Source organism: Lactobacillus sp. WILCCON 0149 (assembly GCF_057197965.1).
In genome coordinates this window covers 14,733-41,475 of the sequence record NZ_JBUBHO010000002.1, presented here as the reverse complement: position 1 = coordinate 41,475, position 26,743 = coordinate 14,733, and the positions used below count along the sequence as shown (strand labels likewise).

Genomic DNA, 26,743 nt, shown 5'->3' with positions numbered 1-26,743 from the left:
GCCGTCAAACAACAAAGCGTTGCAAACGTCCGCAAACATTTCGTTGTTCCAAAGCCATTTCTTCTCGATAGCGTCATTTGTACCATGACGCTTATTTTGTTTTGTCATGTTAACCCTCTCTGCATTGATAACTTGTTGATTGTCAGTTTTATGCCCTCTCTTTTAAAAACAAAAAGGACTCAAACGCTATATGCGTCTGAGTCCTCTGCCAATAATATTTTCCGATTTTTTCAACTATGGTGGGTCCATAATTGACTCCTTTCTAGTGCCCCAAGAGCACAAAAAAGAGGCTGCAAAAACTTCTGCAGTCTCCTCTAACCTTATTTTTCGTTTTGTAAAATAACTAAAAACATGGCAAAAACGCCATACGTTAATTGTAAGTCCGGCTAAGCCAGGCTTTTAAACACTACACGAAGAAACTTCTTCGTGCCAGCACTAAAATGCTGAAAAGCTTGTTGACCTTGCGGCCCACTAGAGCAACTGTTCTAGTGCTAAACTCCCTATGGAGTCTAGGCGTAAAAACTAAATACAATAATCTTTACCCCTTAATTGTACATCTTGTCAGCCAAAATTGCATCCCCCGCCTCTATCTTCTCGCCGCTACCTTGTTATTTTTGCTCAAGATTTTAGCAAGATTTTTCGTCTGATTTCTGCAGGTTTTCTGACGGAAGCAAATTAATCTGGCAAAAGAAAAGCATCCCTGCCCTGTACATTGCTGTACGGGGGGATGCTATCTTCATCAGAAATGAGACCTTCTCAATCTGGTTATCCCTGCATTTTCAGCTTCTGGAGGGGAAAAGACTTATCAAAAATGACACCTTATCAATCCCGTCTAATTATAATCTATTTCTAATGTTTTGGCAAGTAAAAACAAAAAAGCAGCATCCCCCACCCTCACAGACTGCTCTATAGGAGGGATACCGCCCTAATAGCGAAGTTAGAATAAAGACAATTGTACGCATTTTTCAGTGTTCATTGTCATTTCTTCGACTTCTTTGGTAATTGATTGCACCCTCTTCATGCCAACAATAATTTGTTGTGCACTGGTTGCTTTTTCATATTCAATCTTTTCCTTGATGTTTTTTTCAAGATCTGGGAAAAGGCCTTTGAAATAGCTGTAGATCCATTCACGACATTCATTGCTAAAAGACGTAAAGCGACTGTCTTCGGCATAAACTTCCGGGTCTCTGATCAAAGAGTTGTTTAATCCGCAGTGAGAGCAGTATAGTTCAAACGCACGGGCAAATACCTCTGTTGATGTGGAGTAGTAGTCAGCCTTCTTAGTTAGTTGATTGTCAGCATAGATTTCAGATCTGGCACTTTCCAAAATCTTTGAGAAAGGATTCTGCAGTGAAAAAATGCCTTTGTTGCTGCCATTGTAGTCCAGGAAATGTCCGTATTCATGTACAAAACTCTGCAAGCCTACTCCCTCTTCTTCGTTTGCACGAAAATCAACAGCAATTGTGTTGTTGAACGGTGAGAAAAGCCCTAAAGCTTTGTGGTTGCGAATCTTTCTGAACCGAAGAATTGGCAGTGCATTACTGTTAACTCTAGGTAAGATATCACTAATTGACGTAAATTCAGGAATGAGCTTTTGCAAGTCTTCCAGGTCAACGTCATTGTCGATTTCTACAGTGCTGAATAAGCCAGCCCAGCTTCTGCTGAGACGATTCATTTCAGCTTGAGTTTTCAAGTTGATGTTTTTCTTAGTTTGGAAAAACTTGGCATGCTCTGTTTCTGACTGTACTTGCTGGTATTTAAGCATTCTGGCTTGTGCCGCAAACTTCTTGATGAATTTGTGCAAGAAACTGCGAGCTTGAAGAGGCCAAAATACTTCAGTCAAGCACTTGTCATAGGTTCCGTAATAAGTAACGTTTCTAGCGTCTCCGACTATGACCCATTCGTCGCTCAGATTGATCTTCTCTTCTGGAGACATGCAATCCATATTGACGAACTCAATATACTTGCAAAAGGCTTTAGGGTCACCACAAGCCAGTCTGAATGGCAGATTGTAGCCAAATTTCACGGTAAAGTCGCACGTGAATGGCAGCATGTTTTCAACTGCGTCCTCATGAACTGCATCAGAGTGCAGATATTTCATTGGGTCATTGCAAAACTTGCCATTCAATCCACTATTTTCCGCATTCATTTCTTGCTCTTTTGCCCGCTTGATGACGACTCTGAAAAGCTGTGCAAGTCCTCGAACGTCTTCAAGATTAAGGCAATTGAATCTGTCTCGACTGAGCAAGCCAATACTTTCTTTTTTGTAGTTTGACTTCTCCCAATGGAAGCAGCCATTCATTCTATTGCTGTAGCGAGGCAGCACTTTGTTTTCCGGATCAAGAAGATACAGCACGTGTTTGTACCCTCTGCCAGAATTGTCATTTGGCGTAAAGATATAAGCATGATCCATAGCACGCTTAACGCCTTCTGCTTCATCCTTAAAGCCGTTCTTAAAGAGCCGCTTCTCTAATGCGCCAAACTCCTTTGGGTCGACTTTAGCAAGAGTATGCGCGCCAAAAGTTTTTTGAGCAAAGCCAAGGAAGAAACTGAGGTCTTCCATTTCTGAAGTTTCTAGCGGATTGTCTGACTGCTCTGCACGTGCATTGCGATAAATGTAGCGCGCAATCTTGCGCCAGATCTGCAATTGCGTATCCGTATCTTTCAAAACAAGCTCATACTTTTGACGTGAAAAGCCATAGCTCTTGCGCATTAATTCGGTTACCTTGTTGCTAACGTTGATAGTTTGAGCATTCATGACTTGCTCCTTTCTATTAGGGTGAAAGCAGACTAAAGCATTATTTTGCTTGGCCCGCTGAAGCCCCAAAATCTTGTGCTAAACGGACCAAAAGTCAGAGATCCATTTATTTATCTTTGCCTTGATCTTCATCGTTAAATTCTGGAACGAGAAGCCCTTGTTTATCCTTAAGTTTGATTTGCTGAACCCACTTGTCAAAAGATGAAGCAAATTCGTCTTCAGATTCATTGCTTTCTTCTGCAGTACTAACGTCATCGCTTTTGTAGCCTTGACAGGCATAGTGGCGACTTTTGTGATCGCCTTGTTCAGAATTTTTGCTTGTCTTATTTTCGCCGTTAGAAAGCGAGATAGTTCCTTTGAATGTCATGTCTTTGCCATTCACTTGAATTGGCTTGCCAGACAATTTATCGCTCAGAGTTTGCTGAACAAATATCTCACTTGGCGGCACAGGTGTTGGTTGTTTGTTTTTACCGCGTGATTTGCTTCGTTTGAGACTAGATGAATCTTTAGCTTGAGCATCTTGCATAGGCTTTTTGGCTGTCTGCTTATTTGAAGCCATCATCTGCTGAATCAATGCAATCTTTTTGTCGCTAGACAAGGATGAATCATTAAGTACGTTCTCAATTTCATCCAAGCCTTTGCTTCTTTCCGCACTCTTCTCAAACTTTGCTTCTGCCTTTTTACGTGCAGATTGAGATGCGTTGCATAAGAAGCTTTCGACGAGCATGCAGCATTTAAAGCTCATAGCATCGCCAGGATCTTCGCCAGGCATTGCTTCCAGCCGGCCTTCCACCATGATGGAATCACCTTTGTGATAGTTCATGATGACTTTCTTGGCACCTGGCGCAGCAAACATCAATGGCATGTAGCGCCATTGTGACTTCTTGCTGCCATTTGTATCGAATCTAATGTGTGGTTGATAAGCCATGACAGCCATTACCACCCAGTCTTTTGATTGAATCTTTTCTTCTTTAGATGTCTTCTGTTCTTTTAAAGCATCAACGTTGCCAGTTAATTGGTTTGGAGCAAAAGCTGGCTCCGTGTACAGGAATCCAAGGCTGCAGCTGCCTGACTTTGTATAGGCATAGTTGCGGCGATCAAAAGCTTCAGCTGAAATTGCGCTCACAGATGGAGCATGCTGCTTGAGCATCTTGATAAGTTCTTGGTCACTGCCGTTAACAGCAAAGTACTTGATGTCTTGTTCTTCTTTTCTCATGATGATTCTCCTTATCGTGTATTTGATTTCGTTTTGTTTTCCTAAATGCAAAAAGAGGACTTGAACGCTCTGTCGTGCTCAAGTCCTCTTTCACCTAAAATATTTATTTCATTGCACAAGGCATGTTGCCTTAAATTTCCGATTGCTGGGCCATCTTGGATACTTGATTCAAGAATGATTCCCGGCACTTGATTTCGGCTGCATCGCGAAGTTCACACATCTTGATGTAGTTTTCGTCTTTTTTCAGTTCTTCTTTCATGTCCTTGTAGCCAGTGCCGTACTTCTGAAGGTTGTTTTTGTATTCAAATACTGGGGCAGCAGAGATATGTTCATCCCAGCTTGACCCCTTTTTAAATACGCTCAAGATCTCTTGCTTTTCTTCATCACTCATTGAGCTAATCAAAGCATCGATCTTCTTTTGAACATAGCCCTTCTTATGCCACTCCATCTTAGAGATATAGTGCTTAGTGTCCATGCCTCCTAAAGCATCCAAAAAGTACTGCAGGTAGTCTTCGTCATAAGTTACGTACTTGGCACGATCAAAACCGATGATCTTATTCCAATAGTTCATTACTTTGGCAACTGTCTGTTCATCTTCTTTTTTGAACTTGCATTGCTTGTTTTCTGCTGCTTCTTCATAACGCTTAACAACACTGTTGTAGACGATGTAAGCGAAACCTATACCATCATAGAAATTGTAACGATATGTGTCAGAATCCAAGTCATAATCAAGATCAAAGTCTCCTGTAATTCTTACGTGCCAGCGATCATAGAGAGCACGGTGACATTGTCCACCAATTGGCTTTAATGCCTGCTGCGTTAAGGTAATCAACGTTTCGTTTCGTTGGTCGTTGATTTCTTTCATCAACTGATCGTCTGCTTGAATTGAATTTGGAACAATCTGAGCAGCCCCTAACAGCGGTGCCTCATACTCATCCTCACCTTGCAGCGGGATAAGCTTAGCAGGGCTGTACAAGAACCATTTGCTGTCTACGAAGATGTAGTTGTATTCTTCTGCTGGCATTAACTTGTACCAGTCATAAATGTTGGCCAGCTGACGTGGATAGTACTCATTTGATTCGTAGCATTCAAGTTTTCCGGTATCCAAATCAACGGTGCGCACTTCATTGGTGCTTGCCAACTTACTTGCTGAAGCACTGTCATTGAAGTACTTCAACAGCACACGACCAGTATGGTCAAGATAGCCATCAAAGTTTACCCGGTTCATCATAATACTGTTTCCGTTCATTACTACTGCGATAGTTGCGTGTGTTGACATTGTTATTACCTCTCAAGTTTCTATTTGTATTAGCGATTTTCGCCGTATAATCCTATTTTTGATGAATTTCCAGTTCTAATTTTTAGGCCGTGAACAGGCGCATAATCGCCATGTCACGAACCCACTTATCCTTGTCTTGAGACAAGATCCCAAGATAATGCTTCTTCTTGCTTCGCTCAATGAACAAGGAGGTCGAGGTCTTCGAGGGCTTGAGCTCTATTAACCAAGATATCCAAGTCGCCAAAACGAGCTGCAAGCTCTCTATCCTCTTCCAGATCACTCTTTACGAGTTCCAGATCACCCTTTACGAGTTCATCCAGTTGCTTATCGGTTAATCCCCAGTATTCTTCATCGAAGTCTTCCCGGTCTGCCTTTGGTAATTTGTAGATTGTCATTGTTTTATCCTCCCGCTTTTAATTTTAAAAAAACAAAAAAAGGGCTAAAGGGCTCAAACACTGTGTTTAAGTCCTCTGCCAATAATTTTTTCGATTTTCTCAACTATGGTGGTCCCATAATTGACTCCTTTCTAGTGCTTTGAAAGCACAAAAAAGAGGCTGCAAAAGCTTCTGCAGTCTCCTCTAACCTTATTTCTCTGTTTGTAAAATAACCAAAAGCACGACAAATACGCCATGCAAGAATTGTAAGTCCGGCTGAGCCAGGCTTCTAACCACAACACGAGAGAACTCTCTCATGCCAGCAAAAATGCTGAAAAATTGTTGACCTTGCGGCCCACTAGAGCAACTGTTCTAGTGCTAAGTCCCCTGTGAGACCTAGGCGTAAAAAACAAAGTAAATTTTTTTACACCTTAATTGTACATCTTGTCAGCCAAAATTGCATCCCCCAACACCATCTTCTCACCGCTACCTAAGCAAATTAATCTGCAGAAGAAAAGCATCCCTGGCATGTACATTGCTGTACGGGAGGGATGCTCTCATCAGAAATAACGCCTTGAAAATCAACGATTGAGAGACAGCGGTCCGTCCTTTTGAAAAAAGCTTATCAGAAATTACACCTTGGCAATCTGAACTAATCGTCGAGCAGGCCAATGTCTTACCAGAAATAACATCTTGCAAATTGGTAGCCAACAAAGTATTTCCTACTTATTTTATCAGAAATGAGACCTTCTTAATCTTTATTGCCAGGAGAAGCTAATGGTAGCAAGGGGATGGACCTTGTCAGTCATCTTCGATTTCATCGCCGCCGACTAAATTTCCAAGCGGAGAGTTATCGACTAGTACTTCGCCAAGTTTGTCTACTTCCAGCCAGAACGGCCAGCCGATAAACTTGTTTTTAATTGCTAGATCATCTACGTCCGAATTCAAAAACATATCCATTAATATCCAAGTGAACATTAATGATCACATTCTTGTCCTCTAGCCGAAACTAAAGAATTTTTTTAGGCTTTTTCACGAGGAAATGCCTTGTGCGTTCGGTTGTCTGCACCTCCACTAAGGTCGCCCCTAGCTTCTGATGCTTTTATCATACGCACAGTCAAAGAGTTCGCCATGCTTCATAAGCAAGGCCCGGAGGCGATGTTTGTGAAGCGGGCAGGAATATGTCCTAAGTTGCCCTAGTGCCGAGGCTCTAGGGCAGCGCCCAGTCCCAGACTTGAAGCAGGGACGAACCCACGCTCGTGACGCTTTTACTGATGAACTATGCCATCACTGCCTGCTTTTTCGCATAGCGTTCTTCAAGAATTTTTTCAACGCTTTGATATGGCGTGTACAGTGTTATTTCCTTGTCATCCATCCTTCTCAAGATGTTTACGGCTGCGGCCGTATTTGCGTTCATTTCTCCGCAATTTGGGCAGACCACTGTCTCATGATGTGCACCTTTTCTTTCACTGAAATGCGCACCGCATCTTGGACAGAACTGTGACGTATATGCTGGATTGACATCGACCGCCTTGATTCCTTGACTGGCGCACAGATACTCGATGCGCTCGTTCAACCTTCCTTTTGCCCATGAAGACAGCTTGCGTCTTGCCTTTGCCTCATAGCGATTTGCTGCTTTTGGCAGCTTTTCTTTTGTAAAGCTCAGATCTTCTTTGACAAGAGCGTCTGGCTTTTCAGCCACAAGCATCTGTCTGATGCTTTCGTTCATCATCCGCTCCATGTTGTTCTGCTTTCTCTCGTGTTGACGGTGATAGAGCTTATTGCCAAGATGATGATTTTCCAGACGAGCAATTTGACGCTCAATGCTGCCAATGCGACATCTGATGCGCTTGTTCGTCTTGGCAGAGTGAGCACTTGACAATTTCTTTTCCAAATCAGATTTTTGCCGTCTCAATTCTTTAGCTGGCTGGATGTATTTGTTGCGATTCGTATTGCGGCGATTGATCCGTTCAGCTTCAGTGCCCACAAGCTTGCTGAAGCTTGTTCCATATTCTTGGCCGCTGCTGCACGAAATAAGAGTGGCCATGCCCAGCTTCTTCTTTGGCTTGCGTTTGTCATCTGCAGCCGCCTTAATAGCACGGTGAACTTCCAGTCTCTTCTTGTCTCTGTCAAGAATGAGCTGGATGTCGCCACGCTTATTCTTGTTTGCATAGCAGTATGGCCCCGTCAGCTTAAACATCTTTGGCTTGCCCGGCTTTGCCGTCATAATCTTCAGATAGCTTGCTCCATCTTTTTCGACAATTCTCCACATTATTTCGTCACAGAGCATGCAGCGTGCGGCACTTGAATGAGGATATGGCTTGTGCTTTCTGGTAAGACGTCTGATGTATCTAAAGCTGTGGTGGAGCTGATCTTCTGTCAATGCCGCTCTCAGTGCGGGATACTTGCTGTTTTTCTTGCTTGGCTTAGCTTCGTCCTCACGTCCTTGCAAGATGAGCTGCCAATAATATGGCGAAGTGAAGACGTAATTGAGATACTGGCGCTCAGCACTGGCCAATGATTCATTGGCCTGCACCTGTTTTTTCAGTTTTGAGCCAAGATTTGACCACATGGAATTGAGATTCATGCACACGTCTTTAACGGCTTCCGTTACGTGCCGACCTTGAATGCCAAACTGCTCATTCAGAAGCTTTTGTTTTGCAAGGCTGACTGTTTTGGCATCAGGGGCTTTCAATCCTTGAGCTTTGTTCTTCTTATATGCTTTTTTCCAGTCTTTGACCGCTTTGCGGGCCTTCTTGATTTCACCGTCGTGCTTGCGGATTCTGTCTCTTGGATCACGCCACTGGTCAGTCATGTGATTGATTCCGCACAGCTGAGCAAAGAGCAGATCCTTGCATCTGCCATAGCTGACAAACAGCTCATCCAGCTCTTTCATTTCTTCATTAGTCAGTTTTACGGTATAGGCTCGGACAGTCTTAGTCTGAACCTTTTTTCTTGTCTTTCGTGTCATTTTTTGAGAACAGCTTTCTGTTTTCGCTGACGATCTTTTCATTGCGATGGCTTCGCTTGCCATACAGCTTGGCAGAGAAGAATGTAATGATTGCCAGCACGTCATCTGTCAGTTCTTCTTCATATGAGACATCATCAGTCTCATTGATTATTTCAATATCAACGTTGTGTTCGCTGCAGACTGTCTCAATCAGCTCATATCCAAAGCGAACCAAACGGTCTTTGTAGTTGATAACGATCTTTCCACATCCGCCTTCGCATATCAGCCGAAGCAGCTCTTGCAGGCCTTTTTTCTTATAGTTCATGCCAGAGCCAATATCCTTGATGATTCGGAAGCGGTAGCCTTGCTTCTCGCAGTAGTTGGTTACGACTTCAACCTGTCTTTCAAGATCTGCTTTTTGCTCGGAGGAGGATACACGGCAATATCCAATTACCAGCGACTTGCTGGCCAAGGCATCGTTGTCTGGTCTTGTATCAACTCCCAGCAAGGTATCTAACTGCTTCTTGGTGTATCTTCTGCGATTTCCTGCAGTTCTGAGAGGAACGATAAGTCCTTTTCTTTCCCAGCGTCTCAGAGTAGAAATTGAGACCTTTAGATATGCCGCTGCTTCTTTGATGCCAATATATTCATCAGCCATGACCGGATCATCCTTTCATTTCGTTAGGCCGATTATAGCACACAAAAAAGCACTAGTAAAAACTAGTGCCTAGTATATGAATAGAATTGAATACTTAATTTATCTGTTGCATGATTCCCAGTAATAGGCATTCCAATTCTCACCGATGTATCTACCAATGACTAAGTTGTTTTCTTTAGCGTATTTCTTAGCAACTTTCAGTGCATCTTCTTTGGTCAGCAAATCTTCCATCTTTTTCACCTGCTCACTGTAAGCTTTAATCAGTTTCCATTCTTCATCAGTCGCCCGAATTGTATGGACCTTGCGTCCGCTTTTGGGACGTCCAGCGCCTTCTCTAAATCCACCTCTTGGCATGTTATGTTCCTTTGCAGTATATTAAGTGTTTTATTCTTTCAGTTTCCAGCTCAATTATAGCATGATTTGCGTGTTACGATAATCAGAAAAAACATCCCCCCTACAGTATGTATGGAAAAGGATGTTTGGCTGATTTAGTATTTGATTGTTAACTTGTAATTGCTAGCTCTTGGTTATGACAATGGTAGTTGCACCGCTGCTGAGCTGCTTCTTGTCTGCTACGGTGTAGCCCTTTGGCACATCAACGGTTTCATAATCTTTCGAGTCGTCTGAGTAAGTCTTGATAGTCAGCTTGCCAGTCCCCATCTTCTTGCCACTTGAGTCAACATAAGTTACGTCGATAGTCTGTTGATTCTTCAAAGTAACAGGAACAACGGTGATCTTGTCTGGATAGGTCGTCAAGACTTGCGCGTTGTTGTTTGGAAGCTGATAGCCTTTAGTCATGGTCGTGCCCAAGTTGAAAGAAGACTTGCCATTGTTATCTGTAACTCTGGTAAGAGTCCCCTTGCCTACTTCGGTGCCGTCAGCTAATACAAAAGTAACGGTCTTTGAGGTGGTCCCAGGCTTAACTTTTGCTTCGTCAACAACAAGAGTAACCTTGTCTGGATAGGAATTCAATTCGTCTTTGCTCTTTTGCTTGTAGCCGTAAGGGATAGAGTCATCAAGATAATATTGATTATTCCCCTTGCCATCAGATTCCTTGGTTAAAGTCCCCTTGCCTAATTCCTTGCCGCTTTCATCAACGTAAGTGATCTGCTTAGAGGTCTTGGATGGAGTAGCATCAGTGTTTACCTTGACCACAACAAGCTGAGATGGAGCAGATTCAGCTGCTGAACTGTCCTTGAGCTTGTAGCCATCTGGCAAAGTGGATTCAACAATCTTCCACTTGCCGTCAGTCCCCTTCTTCAAAGTGCCAGTCCCCATTTCCTTGCCGCTCTCGTCAACAAGCTTGACTTGCTTTGTTTCTTCTGAAGGATCAGTAGTCGTGCTGGAGTTCTTTACTACTTCAACCTTGTCTGGGCCGGACTCAATTGCTTCGCTGTCTTTCAAGTGGTAACCAGAAGGAAGAGTGGCTGAAGGGTCAAGTGCCCATTTGCCAGTCGTTGCGTTCTTGACGATCTTTACAGTGCCAATTTGCTTGTCACCGTTATCGGCATCTAAGACTGCAATTTCCTTGCTTTCCCCGGTTGACGGAGTATCTGGAGTGTCTGGATTAGTAGGAGTAGTTGATGAGCCAACTACAGTTACTTTGTCTGGCCATTCAAGCAACTGAGCTGATTGACCATCGGCATCTTCATCGGAGAGCTTATACCCTGCTGGAATCCCACTAATCGAAACGCTGCCGTCTTCATTCTTGGTCAGCTTGGCTGTCCCTACGGTAGTCCCCTTGCTGTCTACAACGTCAACAGCCTTGGTAGTGCCTGCCGCAATTGAATCTGACGGATGAGTACCTGAAGAGCCAGAACCAGAGTTAGCTTTCTTCACAACAGTGATCAAGTCTGGCCACTGCAGCAATTGTGCTGAATGGCCATCTTTGTCAAGGTCAGAAAGCTGATAGCCATTTGGAATGCCCGTAACGGTTACCTTGTTGTCTTCCGTCTTTGTCAGAGTACCGGTGCCAACTTCTGTACCGTCTTCTGTCTGGAAGGTAATCTGCTTGTTTGTGCCTGCCTCAATGTCGTCTACCGGATAGCTTTCAGCTGCTTTCTTAACGACAGTTACTTGATCAGGCCAGTAAAGCAACTGCTCAGACCCATCATCGGTAAGGTCAGAAAGCTGATAGCCATCCGGAATATCCGTAATGGTTACTGCGCCATCTGATTTAGTCAATGTTGCAGTACCAACTTCCTTGCCGTCAGTGGTTACGACCTTGACTTTCTTGGACGTACCATCCTTAACGTCGTTTGCAGGATAGTCTTCTGCAGCTTGGTCAGTGACGTAGATCTTGTCTGGATATTGGTTAAGTTCATCATCAGTAGTAACGGCCTTGGTGCCGACTGGCATCCCGTCAGCGGTGCAGAATACTTTGCCGTCCTTAGACTGCCACTTGTAGATGACCCCTTGGCCCAAAGTGGTACCAGTCTTCTTGTCGACGTAGTTGACAACCTTTTGCGTAAGCAAGGTATTGCCATTCTCGTCGGTAGAAGTACCAACTTTAGCTACAGTTACGTAGTTTGGATACTTGGTCAGCTGATCAACGTTAGACACCCAGTAACCCTTCGGAAGGCTGTCATCCAATGCACAGGTAACTTTGCCGTCTTTAGTAGTCTTGGTCAGCTTGCCAGTACCCAACAGGTTGCCGTCTGAGTCAAGATAGCTAATCGTCTTGGATTCAACGGTTGGCGTATTTGTGTTGCCACTGTTTCCAGAGTTGTTCCCTGAGTTGTTTCCGCTGTTGGAGTTACCAGAGTTGCTCCCGGAATTGCCGCCAGAATTATTGCTTCCTGAGTTGCTTCCACCACCGGAATTATTGCTGGAGCCACCGTTGCCCTTGCTGCCTCCATTGTCGCCTTTTGACGAATTGGAGCCGCCGTTTGATGATCCCCCATTTGACGTTCCGCCGTTGGCAGATCCACCACCATTAGATGAACCACCGTTGGAAGAATTGCCGCCATTAGCTGAGCCACCGCCATTAGTGTTTTCTGCAGGCTCATCGACAGTCTTTTGTACTGGGGTCTTGCCATTAGTGATATTAGAGCTGCCCTTGCCGCTCTCGTTGCTAAGTGGCGTAACTACGCCGCTTCCCCCCTTGTTTGAGGTATCGACAAGCTTTGGTGAAGAACCTGAACTTGATGATCCCTTGCCGGAACTCTTTGATGACTTGCTTGCCCCGCCAGAAGAGCCGGAGCCTAAGCTCTTGGCACTAGAAGCACTTTTCTTTGCTTGTGCTGCCAATGCGGACAGCGAATCGCCAGATCCATCCGTCAAAAGGCCGCTAAGATCGCCACTTAAAGTGCTGCCACTTGAGCTGGAATCTGAATCATCCCCATCAAGCAAGCTGTCAAGCTTGCTTTTCGAGCTCTTGCTCTTTGATGATTTACCCTTTTTCTTGCTTGAACTGGAATCTGAGTCATCGTCAAGCAGACTCTTTTTCTTCTTGCTTGAGCTGGATGATGAATCGTCTGATGAATCTGAGTCGTCCCCAAAGTTCAAGCCAGTATCGCTTGAGTGTGAATTTGCTTTTTCACTGGCGGTCTTGCTGCCCATGTTGTGAGCAATCACTGCGCCCACGCCGATTACGGCTACGCCGGCAACCGCAGCGCCTGCCGCGATCACCTTCTTTTTGTCGTCTTTTTTATTGTTCTTGTTTGGCTTTCTTGGCCGCCCAGACTGATGCTTTTCAAAAGCCTGCTTTTTAGCTTCACTATCGCTCATGCCACCGCCTGGCTTGTGAAGGTCCCCGGCACCTTCTTGAGCACTGTCCCGTCTGAGCTGCTTTTCTGGATCTAATGCTTTCAAGTTAAAGCTCCTTTCTGTATTGCATAATCATGCTGTTAAAGCTTATCCATTGCTTCTTTGTTTTGTTCTATTTGTTTCTTTGCCTTCTCTTTGTCTTTCTGTGAAAGGTCGCCATTCTTGATCTTATTTTCTAAGATCTTGTTGGCTTCATAGAATTGCTCGTATGTCTTGATCCTTTCATTCATGGAAGCACTGTTGAGAGGCTTGGCAACCTTTTTGGCATCCGCAAGATTGTTTGTCTTCATCAAAGAGTAGGCAATCATGATCCGCCGTTGATCAATGGGATTGAGTACGTTTCTGTCAGTTGATTCATTCCAAATGTCGACAACTTTGTTAAAGTCTTTGCTGAAATAAGCAACGTCGAGCTGAATTGGCTCAGCAGTTGAATATTGGCTGATATCTTGAGCAACGCTTGCCTTATCGTCAACATCGCTGTCTTGCAGCATCTGGTTTTCAGCTTCTACTGCCTTGCTTGGATAAAGCTTGGCTGCTTGAGCATACTTGCTGTTTTGCATCAAGCTAGTAAAGCTCGGCTTGGTCTGAACTGATGATGAGTTGACTTGACTGTTTGAGCTGTTAGAAGAAGACGAATGCGTAATGATGGCAAACATCACCGTTCCCAGCCCAACAAGCAGAATTGCGATAATAGCAATAATAATTGGCTTCAAGCCGCTTCTAGATGGCTCTTCATAGTCATCACGTCGGGGAGCAACGTTCCTGCTCTGTCTTTGAGTTGGAGTTGAGTAATCGTTAACGTTGTTTAATGTTGAAGACAGAGAATTTATTTGGGAATTTGCTTGCCCCAGCTGCTTCTTGAGCTGATCGTTTTCTCTATTCAGCCTGTCAATCATGGCTTGGTTGCCGCTTGAGTTGTTTTGCTTTATCAACTCGTTTTGGTCTTTAACCACCTGCGAAAGCTGATCCAGCTTTTTTTGTTGCTTGTCATAATGAACCATAACTGATTGGAACTGCTTGGACAAGCGTTCACTCAAGGGGGCAGCCGCTGCCCGATCTTTAACCTGCTTAAGCAAATCATCGTAATCTTCTCTAGCAACGACTCTCTCGTCCCTGCTTGCGGCTAGCTGGCTCTCTCTTTGTCGTGCATCTGCCAGCTGCTGTCTGAGCTGTGAAAGTTCATCAGCAGATGCAGCTGGAGCCACGGCAGCTGGTTCAACTGGACTTGGGCTGTACTGACTTGGCTGACTATTGTCAGCAATGCTGGCCACATCTGATATGTCAGGCAGCTCACTTACGGTTGAAAAGCCTTCTACGTTTGACAGACTGGCTGGAGAAAGCAGCTGATCAGCTATGCCATAAATGTTGATTCTGCCGTCAGCATCTGGCTTAAAAATATCCCAGACGTTTAGAGCAATTAGCTTTGAAATCAATTTGTCTTGATCTTGATGGGCAAATTTGAAACTGACAATCGCGGCGACTCTTGTTGATGCAACTGCAGGATTTTTTCTGATGGCGTAGATGTATTTAAGCAGCTCCTCCGCCTCATTTGGAGTATCAAATTCCATTAGCTCAGGATTGATAAGCAGAATGTCTGGGTGATATCTTACCAAAGCATTAGGCAGATTGTGAGCAATTGAGATGATAGTCTGATTGATGCTGAACTGTTTTGTATACTGACGGATCTGTTCCGTAAAGGCCATCCCCATGTCCTCACTCATTCCCAAGAGAACCGAAGTTGCCACAGGCACCACCACCTTTCGTTAGTATTTTTGGCTTATGCCGCCAGCAAAATGTGACTAGGGTCGGTTCCCAGCCTCTTGATGACGTTGGCCAACAGATTGCGCCGAATGTATTCAAATTCAAACTGATAGATAAACCGTGGCTCTGTATATGGGTCAATTGAGGCATAGTTCAATTCAAGCAGGTAAATCATGTCCTCATCTTTGAACTGATCCAAGTCCATTGTGTCCACAATCATCTGGAATGATGAAGTACCGCCTTCTGCGTATCTTTTGACTTGTGACACGTTGAACTGATTAATGCACAAAGTAGCAATCAGATTGCTGTAGTAGCCCTTGCCATAACTTTCGTCCCAAACTATATCCCATTGCTCAACGTATGGAGCTTCAAACTTGAACTTGGCCAAGAAAGCTGGCGTAACTCTGAATGGACGGTTGAGAGGAACGTGCGTCATGCTGCTGATAAGCGGCGTATCGTACTCTGCCCCAACAATATCCTTTCGAATCTGCTCAAATGCCAGCGCTTCTCCTCGCTGATAGAAAATCTTGCTGCATGAGATGATGTGATCATACATGCTGTTGAAATGCCGTCTGGTGTAAGTGATCAGCTGGTGCACTTTTTCTTGGTCCAGCGTAGTCTGGAAAATTTCCGGATCAGTCTTGTCATCAATCATAAAAATGAAATTAGACTTGGACTGCGGATCGCTGAAGAAATCTTCATCCAGGTTTGGAAACTTGGTTGATTCCTTCAAAATAACGTCGAAGGCGTTTTGGTGTCCCTTGAGCATCGAGTGATACATGGCATCAATAAACTTGTCTTCTTCAATATCCAATAGTTCTTGCTGCTCTTCCTCGGTCATTTCGATAAAGCTTTTGTCGCCATTTTGTCTGAGCAGCTTGCCGAAAACGCCAATATAGTAGTCGAAAGCTTCGGCTTCTTCAGCAGGCAGAACGTCTTCTTGGCCAAGATAGTTTGACCATTCTTTTTGCTCAATCGCCGCTATAGAAGCCGGATCGTAGTCTCTTCCTATAATCATTAACTGGGTCCCCTTATTTATTATTCTTTAGCCAGAGTTCTAGAATCTTCCGGCAATTTATCTGCACTTAACATCTTAAATTAATTCGCTTAAAAGATAGCAAACGCTATTTTTGACTGTTTTTTTCGGAAATCAGCCATTTGGCAGTAGAGAATTTTTTAAAGCAGCAAAAAGGGCAAAACAAAAACCCCGCTTGCAAGTTAAAGGCGTGTGTGATGTTGCAAGCGAGGTCGGAAACTATTGTGTGTTGCGATACATATAGAATAGTTAGAAATATATAGAATTGGGAAACTTATATCAAAAAGATACGAAAAAGGTATGAAATATTAAGAAATGTAAAATTGGTTGGATGATCCATTTTGTTGTCAGCCCGGATCAAGGCTGCATCATTTTGAAAATAAGAGAGCGTCAAAATCAGCTAGATAACAGTGATAATCGAGAATCAGCAGCTGAACATATCCAAGAATATGACCTTAAGAGATCAGTGAATCTAAAGAATTAAATTATTCAAGGAGAATAGTTGTTTATTCGCTTTCGGATGGATCGGAAGCAGGATCTGAACATGGCTGCAAGAACGCTGGCAAAAACAATGCTAAGACCAGACCAAAGCTGATTTCTGCATAGATAGCGAGGTAAACGGGGTTGATAATCAACAGCGCCACCATAAACAGAATATTCAGAATCAAAGTTGCATGTACGAGTTTCATGACAGAAGACATCCTTTCATTTCTTCGTATCCGCATCTTCTTTTTGCTCATCTTCTCTGATCAGAAATTGGGCGTTTACTTCGTTGTTCTCGAAGTAGTAATTTGGCTTGATTCTGTATCTTCGGATAGGGAATGCCCAACAATCCAATTCAGTGATGACTCTCTCCTTCTGCCAGTTAAGCTTGGCCTTTTCCAATTCGCTTTGATCGCTGTCTTGATCTGACTCTGAGGCTGTCTCTTGAGGGATCGAGAACTCTTCCACATTCAAGGAGTCACTTAGTGGAAGGCCTTTTGAGTCGTTCTTCACGCTGTAAAAGAATGAAAAAGTATCAAAAAAGAGCAGCGCGTAGCCATTGACCATTGCACGGCCACATGCAAGCAAGAATCCGCAGATCGTTGCCAAGATGTTGCCGTTGGGAATTGGAAAAGATTTTGAGAGATAGTTTACAAAAATCGTCAACGGAATGGTTCGGTCAAGGGATGCTGGTCGTTTTTGCAACTTACTTGGTGCCATATCGAAAAAGAAGTATCTCGCAGGAGTCCACATTGCTATTAGCAAGAAATACAGGAGATTTGCTGTAACTGCAAAATACACGATATCGATTACCACGCTAATCCAGCAGCTGGCCAAGCCGATAAAATTCATTAAGTTTTTGATCCCGGTAAAACCATTATCGGGCTGATTTATCCGCTCAGTCATATTATGTCACGAATCCTTTTTAAAAAATAAAGTTGGTTTTTGGTTAAAAATGTAGCTACTCTGTTTCTGCTAATTGTAAGTACACAAGTGATTGACATCCTTTGGTGGGCTGTTCCGAGTAAGGCGGTTCTGCATGACTTCATCGGTTTGGGGAATAATTCCATTGAGTTGGGATGTAAAGCCCTTGCGTCCCTTATCATTGTCCAGAAGGCTTCGAACGGAGTCCATAATTCCCTTTCTCTGCTGATCAGACAAGTGACTGCCTTGAGAGTAGACACCGATATTTGGCTTGTCAGTTACGCCCAGACCATTGTCAGTAGGTACAAGGTCAATAGAATATTGAACGCCAGATACTGCGCTCTTTAAGAAGCTGCCATCTTTGTAGTCTGGAATCAAATTTTCAAACGAGCCGGCTGGCGCGTTCTTTCTGTGACCAATGATAGTCTGGTGAGCACCGTCAGAGTAGTACTTGAAGCTGTCATAGCCACCTTCACCTGCGGTCAGCTTGTCAACCGAAAGCATGCCTCTTTCATAAAGCCCTTGCGCTCTGTCTGAAGTAGCCATCTTGGTGTAGTCCGTCATATCTGTTTGATAATCGAAGTAGTTTTGGCCATAGTTCTTGAGCATTGCACTAAGGTCTGGCTGAGTGCCTGACGAATAGGAATGCGGCACCTTGACGCCATCAACCATGCTGTATGGCTGAGACACTTGTCTGCTTGCGGCATCAAAGGCTGGACCAATGGTATTGGTATCACTGTTGTAAGACAGGTCTTGAATGATAGATTCGCCTGCTCCCAAGGAGATATCGCCATTCCCAAACTGACCAATTTGAACCCATCCATAGTCTGGATCCTTGGCTTGAATGTAGGATCCGCCGTTCTTAGTAACAAGCTGGAATGAGCCTTCAGGGATGCTGGTCAGGTTGTCTTTTGCGGCTGCAGTCTGCATTCTGCTGATTTCATCTGAAATTGACGGTGTTGTGTCAATCATACTGTTTCTGTCATAGCTGGCAATGCTCTTTGTGGCTTCGCTATAAATTGGAGCATAAACGTCAGACTTTGGATCATTAGCAATGCCGCTGTAGCCATTGCTGAAGGTATCTGCGATGGTTCTGCCGCCGAAGATCCCGTCACCAGCAGCAGTGTTGTTTTTATTGCCGCCAATGCCTAAGCCAAGCCGGCCTACGTTGAACATGTCAGCAACTTCAGCACCAGATTCGGCTGCATAGCGAGCATAAGCTGAAGAATTCTGCTTTGCAACGTAGTTTGCTCTGTTTATCAGTGCATCTGAGTTATCCTTGCTTGCCAAGTAGTCTCTAAAGTCTCCAACATCAAACTGGTCCTTAGATCCCATGACGCCGGAAGGATTGTATTCATCCGTATGCAAAGCCTCAAAGTCAGCCGCAGTAAATTTGTTGGCAGGGTCAGTCTTGCCATCTTGTCCAGCAAATCGCTCTGCGGAATTGAAGCTCTTGGCGGTCTGTTCGGCCATTGTGTGGTACAGCCCTGCGTTGACCGTCTTGACAGCAGTATTCATGCCAGGAACTTGGGTTTCACTTACCAGACTTTGACCACTCTTATTCTTCACACCTTCCAAGGCGCTGTCGATTTCTGCAATTCTTTCAGGGGTAAATACACCGCTCTTAGCCATTTGGGCATTTAAGTCTTTAACAACGACGTCAGCGTTGACTCGGCTGTTTTCAAAAGCAGCTATATCTTCCTTGCTAATAGGCTTGTCCATCTGCAAAACGGCACCGACAGAGGTTTTGGCTGCCTGCAGGCCTGCTTCGTCCATCGCTTTCTTCATGCCGCCTTGGTATTCTGGAGAGCTCGTCCACTTCTTCAAATCGGCGCTGCCGTCGCTCTTTACGTAGCCATACTTTATGGCTTGAGCCTTGGCAGCATTTGTTGCGTGGCCGTAGGTGTTTCTGAATTCCCTCTTTGCGTTGTCTCGTGCAGTTGCAATGTCCTGGTCAGAAATTTTTTGAATAACGGCACCACTGGTTTGTGCGCCACCCAAAGCAAGACTCTTTTCAATCTTATCTGCTTCTTTTCCTTCACCACTTAAAGCGGTCAGTTCCTTTTCAGTCATTACTTCACGAGCTGCGTCTTTCATATCGCCAGCTCTAACGTAAGAACCGCTAGTTGTGGTATTCATTTGCTGCTGGGCAATAGCACGAACTGCATTAGGATCTTTGAGGAGTTTCTTCTTTTGCGCTTGAGCATCTTGGAAATTTCTTCTTTGGGCTTCCAGCGCATGAAGCTTGTCTCGATCCTGCCGCACCAGTTTCCTCAGTTCTGCGTTGTTTGGATCTTTTTTAAGATCTTGTTGATGTTTCTTATAGTTGTTTACGAAGGTGTCGTGATCCTTTTCCAAGCCGGCACTCTTGTCTTCCCGAATCGGATTGTCATCTTCCTTGATCCTGTTTTCCGCATCTTTTGTCAAAGCCGAGTCAACTTTATCGTCGACTTGAGAAGCAATTCCGTTTCGCCGGGATTGTTCTTGAGCCTTGTACATCTTTTGTGTTCTCTTTTGAGCTTTTCTAAGACCAATTGATGCCAATGGCTTGGAAGTCAGCTCGGCGGCACGCTTGCCGATTTCTCCCCCGGCCTTGCTCAAAGACAGAGCAGCAAACTGGCTCCCGCCACCGGCACCAGCCGCAAGGCCGGCAAGTTGGCCAACAGATTTGCCAACAACGCCGTTGATTCCGGACATTGCCGTAAGCCCAACTTTATTCTTTGCGGCCGTGTTTTTAAAGGCACTCATTGCGGCTTTTGCCCGCATGCCTTTGCTTGCGCCCTTTGTAGCTGCGACTTTAGCCGCTCCCGCGGCCGCTTTGCCTGCTCCGGTTAAGCCTCCCGCCAAGTTTGCACCGACTTTAGCGCCACCAATGAGCGCTCCCGCGGTAGCAAGCCCGGCTGCCTGCATGACTCTGGAGGTGCTCTGGAAAGTGTTGTCGAGCATGTTGGTAGACATGCCAAACAGTGCAGCTAATGACTTTGAAACTGGCTGGAAGATGATCATGATGATGAAGCCAAACACCATAGCGCCAAAAGCACTTGCGTGTTTTGCGGAGCTTGTACCGATGGAATCGATGATCCGCTGGTTGTTCCAGTCCATAAACAATGCCATAAAAGTAAGCGTCAATGCATGAACGTTTTGAATGAATACTGTACCAAGCATGTCTTGAAGCCAGGCAAAAGTTCTTCTCTTGCCCCAATCAAGCGACCAAAGGGCAATGAAGATTGGCCCTATGCCTAAGAGAATCGTGAATACGATTGCCCGCATAAGGTAGTAGTACTTAACGAAGACTGCCAAGCCGATATAGGCAAGCAGGTAGATGATACAGAAGATTACGCCCGCAAAGCTTTCACCAAGAATAGTCCCCTTAGTAATAGCCGTTGCCACGCTTTCATTGAAGCCCAGTGTAAGTGCGCTGTTAAAAAGGCTTGACGTGGTTGCAATTGGCGTTATAGAGTCCATGAAATTGGCAAAGCCCATCAAAAGAGCATTGTTGAACTCGACAATAGTGTTGATCAAGGCCGCATAGCCGACAATCCCTACTGCTGCAATGGCCAAGTCAACCATTGAGTGGTACCACTGAAGTCTGGATCTGACAGGATCCATGACCGTACCAACGCCCATCTTGGTCGTATTGATGATTACTGCCAAGATCAGCAATGCAATACCTGCGGCAATCATGGCTGGCGTCAAGTAGCTGGCTACCTGCGCCATAGTCTCATCATTTGAGTCGCTGTAGATAGACTGAAGAGGATTTGATGCCAAAATGCTCTTCAGATTAGACACACTGGTTGCCCCGGCAAAAATTACTGCACCAGCACTGTTCTGTTTGAGCCACTTACCAATTGCAGTTGCCCAGAAGGCGTTGATCAAGGCTTTACCAATCTTGCCCCAGAACGTTGTAGGTTCGCTTTCCTGCTCAACCTTTCTGGCCATATTTGTGTCATTTGAGTTGGCTGCCTGCTTTTGAATCTTTTCTTTGTCAGCTTTTGACATGTACTTTGAAGCAACGGTGTACAGCGTCTTGTAGTATTTAGTGACGGCTTTGTTCTTTGTAGAATAAAGGCTTTCGTTAGTTTGAAGGGTCTTCTTGGTTACTGAACTGTAGCCTTTTTTCTTCATTTGCTTATTGACTTTGGCCTTCTTAGAAGCACTAAGGTCAGAATAGCCTTTCCAGATGGCGTCGTACATTTTTTGCGCGGCATACAAAGTGTCGTTTTGTGAAGTAGTTTTGCCACCTTGGTTGTTCTTCTGCTGCGTTCTTTTAGCCGAAGTAAGCTTGCTGTTCAGCTTCTGAGTAGCCACATTCTGTGATCCAAGCGCATTAGACATCGCAGATTTAAGCTTCAGCGCATCAGATTCATTTCTTATCAACCTCTTGGAATTGCTGCCATAGTTTGCCTTATAGTAAGCAAGAGCGTCCTTTTTGCTGCGAACGTTTACGCCCTGGCTCTTGAAATAGCTATAAAGCACTGACGCTCTCTGAGAACTGGACAGGCTGTCTAAAGAGCTTGCACCTGCACTAGCGGCATTTTTTGTGTAATTTCTATTGTTTTTAATTTGATTGACCGATTTTGCTTGTGTTTTGCTAGCCTGCTTCCGCACTGCGTTGGCTTGCTTTTTTGCTGATTTGCTGACAAGACCTGCCATATCCAAATTATCTGCCTGACTGTTTAATGAGCCAACAATTATCGCATTTTTTATGTAGTCCCAAACGCCAAGCTGCTTTTTACTAGACGTTGCGGCATTTGCCAGCTCGACATACGCTGACGTAAAGTTATAGGTGAAGTCAGCTACTTCAACACCAATAATTAACGCAACGGTAATCAGCAGGCCTTTAGCCCATTTAGGATATTTTCTTTTCTTGGCTTTGGCCATGATTGCTCCTTTCTAGCATCACTTTTGTTTGCCTCATGGCTTCCTTTAGCAATCCGATTTTACATAACCAATGTTATGTTTAGTCAAACTCGATTATGCCATTCAGCTTTTCCCTAGGAATGCTTCTTTCTTCCCTTTGCTTTGTGCAGAGTACCAAGAGATTTGGCTAGGAGGAACTTCTGCCATCTCTTCTCTACCACGTAGACATAGTTCCGCCCGGTACTGCTGTGCGTGTCTACGATTGCATCACGATACTTGCTGTTTCTGCACTCTTCCGCGAGACTGTTAAAGTCTTTTGGCGTTAATTGGTAGTCCTTGACAATGTCTTTTGCCGTTTTCCAGCCATTGATCATTGTTTCTCCCGCCTCCTTGAGTTACATCTCAACCGACTCATCCATCTTGCTCAAGAAGTCTTGGGCCTGTCTGCTTCTAGAGTTGGCACGGTTTGATTCAGCAAATTCCATTTCTGCCGCGCTAGGATTGGTTCTGATCCAGACCAGGTTGTTTTCCTGCTTCAAGATCCCCTCCCCTGGCAGTGGATTGTTGGTGAGAATGTCCATAGCACCGTCTGAAAGGCTCATGGTCTTTTGCATTCTGTCCCTGTGCTCTGGATTGATTCTGAGAACAAACATGGTTTCTGAGTTCGTAACCAGAGCCTTTGCCTTGAGGGATGCATCAAGCCGTTCCGTGTCCTGAGTAGCCCAGCAGATTGAGCCGTTGTACTTACGACAACGACGAACGATCTTTTCGATAACCGCTGCCATCTTAGGGTTGTCAATGAACTGAAGAACTTCGTCCATCGTAAGACACTTTTCTTCCGTTCTCTTGGTTGGGTTGGTCATCCATCTGACCCAAAGGTATTGAGCAATAACGAAGTAGGATACTTCTCTAAGAGAGCCGTCAAGCTGTGAGATATTGAAGTTGACGTAGCGGTAGTCGTTAAGGGATGCAGAACGTCCTTGGCCAAAGTAGGTCTGGCCATCAAACAATGGCTTAGTACCAGTTCTCAGATATGGCTTCAAACCGTCAAGCAGACGAGAAACCTTTGGGTCTTCGTTGCCTTCCTCATCAGTGTTCATCTCAATCAGTTTTTGATAGATGTCACTGAGCGTTGGCTCTGGCTTTGGAAGGCGTTCGTAGAAAGTACCATTCTTCATCCCTGACTTGTTGGTGTAGAGGCTGTCCGGGTCGCTTGTAATCCCAAGATCGCTGATTACGCTTTGGGCTGCTTCTTCCAAGCGCCGTTTTTCACCGGCAGTCAAACCACTTTCGTTACCGTTGGCAGCCAGGATAACGTCTACGAAGTCTTCGATGTTGGTAATCGTCTGAAGCACGTTGGCCTTTTGAATGAACTTAGTCCCATCCGCATGCGTCACGACCCGGCGGCCATCTTTTGCCAAGGCGATGTTCTCTTCGATTTCTCTATCGTCAAGCATGCGGCCCGTTCTGTCAGTCATGGTTTCTTCGTCAAGTGGCGTTTCAACTAAAACTACAGCACATGGATTGATAACGAATTTTGCGTCTGGCACGATAGTCAAGTTCAACTGGCCAAGCTGCTTTGCCAGCAGAACATATTCGCCATCGGGGTCAATTGAGCGGTGCTCAATGCCCAGCAAGGTAAGCTCTCTGGCAATCTTGATCTTCAAAGACAACGACTTACCGGCACCGGATTCCCCGACAATCCCCATATTGTAGTTGATTGGCTTATGTGCGCTTGAACCGAATACGGCCAAAAATTCCGTATTTTGTGATGGAGTTGCCTGGTTGTTGCCAAAAGGAATGCCGCCGTTAAAGATGCCAGCCGCATTTCTGGCGATGTCCATGACAGCTAACGACTTTCTGTCAACGTTACGGTAAGTGTCGTCCAGGTTGCCCATTCTTGCGCCAACCGGGATTACTTGAAGATATCCGCTCTTTTGACGCTTTGCGTATGGATAGACTGACATCCCTTCGTTGGCCAGAATGTCAGCGACTCTGCCGAAATTCTGCTTCACCTCGCGCTCTGAGGTGCCATAAACGATAAAGCTGATGCAGACATCGTAAATACGGTTTTGGTCAAATTGCAGTTCGTCAAGGAGGTTGTCAATGTCGCTGTACTTGGCGATGTTGTCACGGAGCTGGTAGGACATCCCCTTTTCTTCTTGGTATTGTGCGTTTGACCGAATAACGTTCAAGAGGTTTGAAAGCTCACGCATGGATTCATGACGGGTTCGAGGCACAACGTCAAGAGTCGTGTCTACGTAGCCCAGAGACAGGATGTCTTGGAAAGCCGCAGTATTGACCATTCTAGGGTAGCCATGTGGAGGAATATAGGCAGCGATACCATAAGTGCGACTGCCAATACTTTCTCTCAAGATGAATTCATCCTGCATCAAATCATCAGTAGACCAATAGGCTGGTCCGATTACGTCCATGATAGACGGCTGACCTAAAATCGAGCTGGTCTTGTCTCTTTCTGGAGAAGATTCATCTTCGTAGTCGTCGTAATCATAATCATCGTTCTTCTTGCTAAATAACCCCATGCTTCTCTCCTTCCACAACTGGCATCGTGTTTTGGTATAAAACCTTCAAACGTGTCAAATCATTGATGGTCTGCTTGATATATCCCAATTCAGCTCCCTCCAAGCTCAAGTTGAACGTGCCACCTGGTTCGATAATTTGATGGCCAGTCACGTAATAAATAGCCATCGTAAGTGCAAAGAAGTCTTTCTCATCAAGGGTTCTTTGCAGATTTTGCAAGGTCTTTACTAATTCTTTTTCTTCTTCCATTTTTTTCTCTCCTTGTAGTCAAGCTCTGGTTCTTTTCTAGAAAAGATATCCTTCAGTTCGCTGGCCATGATTAAGACGATCATGCAAAAGATGATTACGTCATTTAGGCTGATGTGCTTGATGGCAAACTTAAAGCTGTTGCCCAAAAAATTGACATAAAATTCCATGAGATCAACTAGCCTTAGCTACTTATCAGATGCTTTCTTGTTCTGCTCTGCTTTTATGCTTTCCCAAGCCAGTGCTTGAACGATTGCGAAAACAAGCGTGAAAAGAAGCAGTGCCGTAGCAAAAAGTGGAAAATCAATATTGTTGATGATGGACTTCAAAGTCGCGTGTACAAGCATAAGATAGAATTTCAAAGTTCTTCTCCTTTCCTAAAATTGTGTTCTTATGAAAACTGGTTCAAGTCAATGTAGCCGTCAGAGCTTGAGCTTGAAGTGCTTGAAGAATTCTGGTCATCGGCAGACTCATCGTAGTCACTTGAATCATAGCTTTCAGCCGCGTCACTGGCACTGTAGAAGTCTTCATTGTTTGCAAGGCGGTCTTTATTGATCTGATCCTGCTTGCGGTACAGCTCATCTCTGGCTTTTCTGAGGGCTTCAGCTTCAATATGGATCTTCTGTTGAATCTCCTTGAAGGTCTTGTCACTCTGCGGTGAAGTAACCCACAAGGCGTAGCGTTGCTTTTTGATGATGTCTTCAAAACGAATTTTGACTGAACTTTGCCGGTTAAATGTCTTATAGAGAACTTCCAGAAGGCCAAAATTATCCAATGGTGCCAAAGCGTGATCCGCTCTTCTAAGAAGCCCACTGGCTCTTTCAATTTGCCGCATCAGCTTTTCAAAAGCCTTCTCGTGGATTTGCTCTTCCAAAGTCTCCGCGGATTCACCATAAACTTCATCTGGAGTAATAGTGGTCATGAATTGGACATATGCCCGGTTTTCAAACCGCTCAGTCTCTCTTTGGTACTGTCTGGTATCTTCAATAACCTGTTCAGCATAGCGCTGCATTTCCTTGGTTACGCCTGGAATATGGTGAGCATTCTCAGACAGCTGGTTTAAGTAGTCAGTCATTTCTACTTTTTGGCTTTGAGACGTGATCTTGACCGGGTTCTTGATAAACGTGTTGTAAAACAGCTCCATAACTGCATTTTGCTGCTCAAGTTCGTCGTCGGTCTTGAGGTAAGGGTTGGACTGCTGCATTTCTGCCAGCATCACAAACATTCTGGAATTGTCAGCAGTTTCGTACTCAATCATCCCGTTCTTAATGTCCACCAGGCCAATTTCTTGAAGAAATTCTTCCCAAGACTCCCAGTCATCGTAAGTTACGTCATCTTCATAGACTGGAGCTTGAGAAGGGTCATTTTCAATATCTTCATCTTGATCTAGCTCTTCACCATTGCGGTCGCGCGGCGTCAAGTCAAAGTCTTTCTTCTTTGATCGGAAATAGATAAACAGTGCAAAAATAATTATTACGATGATCGCGGCAGCGATCGAAACAATAGCGATAATTTTGATCATTCCTTTCTCAATCAAAAAACAGAGGTCTTTCTGCTAAATAAAGCAGCCGATATTGCATCAGCTGCTCTATTAACACAAGACTAACGACGGCGGCCACGGGAGCCAGTGCCCCCTTCACCCTTAAGGGCGTTGAAAAAGCCAACTTGCCGTACGCGCTGTGCGAACTGGCCTGGCTTTGCCATTGCAATGCCAACGGCCCATACGCCAATGGATACCATGACGATGATCGGCACTGAGTTCTTAGCTACCAGCAGCATGTCCAGTAGCATTAAGATCCATACTACCGCCGTCCCCAAAAGGACAAGTCCAGTGTAGTTGCCAGGTGCCTTGCTCTTGTTGATTCTCTTTGACATAAATTCAGACACGG

At 44.7% G+C, this 26,743-nt stretch carries 21 protein-coding genes; all 21 read right to left on the bottom strand.

The window, feature by feature from the left end; genetic code table 11:
- Nucleotides 1-937 precede the first annotated feature (937 nt).
- Entirely contained in the window at nucleotides 938-2,758 is a 1,821-nt protein-coding gene (locus ACYVUV_RS11415) for a hypothetical protein (protein WP_484499413.1), read from the bottom strand.
- A gap of 106 nt (nucleotides 2,759-2,864) precedes the next feature.
- On the bottom strand, nucleotides 2,865-3,974 hold the full coding sequence (locus tag ACYVUV_RS11410) for a hypothetical protein (protein ID WP_484499412.1): 1,110 nt from the start codon (nucleotides 3,972-3,974) through the stop codon (nucleotides 2,865-2,867).
- Between the two features lie 130 nt (nucleotides 3,975-4,104).
- Nucleotides 4,105-5,205, bottom strand: a complete 1,101-nt coding sequence (locus tag ACYVUV_RS11405; RefSeq protein ID WP_484499411.1) for a hypothetical protein — start codon at nucleotides 5,203-5,205, stop codon at nucleotides 4,105-4,107.
- Nucleotides 5,206-5,429: 224 nt separating this feature from the next.
- Nucleotides 5,430-5,648 carry a hypothetical protein gene (locus ACYVUV_RS11400; RefSeq protein ID WP_484499410.1) on the bottom strand — a complete coding sequence of 73 codons (219 nt, stop codon included), beginning with the start codon at nucleotides 5,646-5,648 and terminating at the stop codon, nucleotides 5,430-5,432.
- A 780-nt stretch (nucleotides 5,649-6,428) separates the two neighbouring features.
- Nucleotides 6,429-6,575 (bottom strand): hypothetical protein, encoded by a 147-nt coding sequence (locus tag ACYVUV_RS11395; RefSeq protein ID WP_484499409.1) that lies wholly within the window; start codon nucleotides 6,573-6,575, stop codon nucleotides 6,429-6,431.
- Between the two features lie 331 nt (nucleotides 6,576-6,906).
- On the bottom strand, nucleotides 6,907-8,598 hold the full coding sequence (locus tag ACYVUV_RS11390) for a zinc ribbon domain-containing protein (protein WP_484499408.1): 1,692 nt from the start codon (nucleotides 8,596-8,598) through the stop codon (nucleotides 6,907-6,909).
- Nucleotides 8,564-9,235: an IS607 family transposase gene (locus ACYVUV_RS11385; protein ID WP_484499407.1), complete on the bottom strand. Its 672-nt coding sequence runs from the start codon at nucleotides 9,233-9,235 to the stop codon at nucleotides 8,564-8,566. Before ACYVUV_RS11385 ends, ACYVUV_RS11390 begins: the two co-directional genes overlap by 35 nt.
- A gap of 99 nt (nucleotides 9,236-9,334) precedes the next feature.
- Complete coding sequence (locus ACYVUV_RS11380) at nucleotides 9,335-9,589, bottom strand: hypothetical protein (RefSeq protein ID WP_484499406.1); 255 nt, start codon at nucleotides 9,587-9,589, stop codon at nucleotides 9,335-9,337.
- Nucleotides 9,590-9,751: 162 nt separating this feature from the next.
- Complete coding sequence (locus ACYVUV_RS11375) at nucleotides 9,752-13,048, bottom strand: hypothetical protein (RefSeq protein ID WP_484499405.1); 3,297 nt, start codon at nucleotides 13,046-13,048, stop codon at nucleotides 9,752-9,754.
- Between the two features lie 35 nt (nucleotides 13,049-13,083).
- A complete protein-coding gene (locus tag ACYVUV_RS11370; protein ID WP_484499404.1) occupies nucleotides 13,084-14,748 on the bottom strand; it encodes a hypothetical protein in 1,665 nt (554 codons plus the stop codon).
- 32 nt (nucleotides 14,749-14,780) lie between these two features.
- Nucleotides 14,781-15,782 (bottom strand): gluconate 2-dehydrogenase subunit 3 family protein, encoded by a 1,002-nt coding sequence (locus ACYVUV_RS11365; protein ID WP_484499403.1) that lies wholly within the window; start codon nucleotides 15,780-15,782, stop codon nucleotides 14,781-14,783.
- Nucleotides 15,783-16,306: 524 nt separating this feature from the next.
- Nucleotides 16,307-16,489 carry a hypothetical protein gene (locus ACYVUV_RS11360; RefSeq protein ID WP_484499402.1) on the bottom strand — a complete coding sequence of 61 codons (183 nt, stop codon included), beginning with the start codon at nucleotides 16,487-16,489 and terminating at the stop codon, nucleotides 16,307-16,309.
- A 16-nt stretch (nucleotides 16,490-16,505) separates the two neighbouring features.
- Nucleotides 16,506-17,189 (bottom strand): hypothetical protein, encoded by a 684-nt coding sequence (locus ACYVUV_RS11355; protein ID WP_484499401.1) that lies wholly within the window; start codon nucleotides 17,187-17,189, stop codon nucleotides 16,506-16,508.
- 69 nt (nucleotides 17,190-17,258) lie between these two features.
- A complete protein-coding gene (locus tag ACYVUV_RS11350; protein WP_484499400.1) occupies nucleotides 17,259-22,088 on the bottom strand; it encodes a type IV secretion system protein in 4,830 nt (1,609 codons plus the stop codon).
- A gap of 113 nt (nucleotides 22,089-22,201) precedes the next feature.
- On the bottom strand, nucleotides 22,202-22,441 hold the full coding sequence (locus ACYVUV_RS11345) for a hypothetical protein (protein WP_484499399.1): 240 nt from the start codon (nucleotides 22,439-22,441) through the stop codon (nucleotides 22,202-22,204).
- 21 nt (nucleotides 22,442-22,462) lie between these two features.
- The gene (locus ACYVUV_RS11340) at nucleotides 22,463-24,610 is read right to left on the bottom strand and encodes a VirB4 family type IV secretion system protein (protein ID WP_484499398.1); all 2,148 of its coding nucleotides are present in this window, start codon (nucleotides 24,608-24,610) and stop codon (nucleotides 22,463-22,465) included.
- The gene (locus ACYVUV_RS11335; RefSeq protein WP_484499397.1) at nucleotides 24,597-24,857 is read right to left on the bottom strand and encodes a hypothetical protein; all 261 of its coding nucleotides are present in this window, start codon (nucleotides 24,855-24,857) and stop codon (nucleotides 24,597-24,599) included. The genes ACYVUV_RS11340 and ACYVUV_RS11335 overlap by 14 nt, the downstream gene beginning before the upstream one ends.
- On the bottom strand, nucleotides 24,836-25,024 hold the full coding sequence (locus ACYVUV_RS11330; protein ID WP_484499396.1) for a hypothetical protein: 189 nt from the start codon (nucleotides 25,022-25,024) through the stop codon (nucleotides 24,836-24,838). Before ACYVUV_RS11330 ends, ACYVUV_RS11335 begins: the two co-directional genes overlap by 22 nt.
- An 18-nt stretch (nucleotides 25,025-25,042) precedes the next feature.
- A complete protein-coding gene (locus ACYVUV_RS11325) occupies nucleotides 25,043-25,216 on the bottom strand; it encodes a hypothetical protein (protein ID WP_484499395.1) in 174 nt (57 codons plus the stop codon).
- A gap of 29 nt (nucleotides 25,217-25,245) precedes the next feature.
- Nucleotides 25,246-26,376: a hypothetical protein gene (locus ACYVUV_RS11320; protein ID WP_484499394.1), complete on the bottom strand. Its 1,131-nt coding sequence runs from the start codon at nucleotides 26,374-26,376 to the stop codon at nucleotides 25,246-25,248.
- An 80-nt stretch (nucleotides 26,377-26,456) separates the two neighbouring features.
- A complete protein-coding gene (locus ACYVUV_RS11315) occupies nucleotides 26,457-26,729 on the bottom strand; it encodes a hypothetical protein (RefSeq protein ID WP_484499393.1) in 273 nt (90 codons plus the stop codon).
- Nucleotides 26,730-26,743 lie beyond the last annotated feature (14 nt).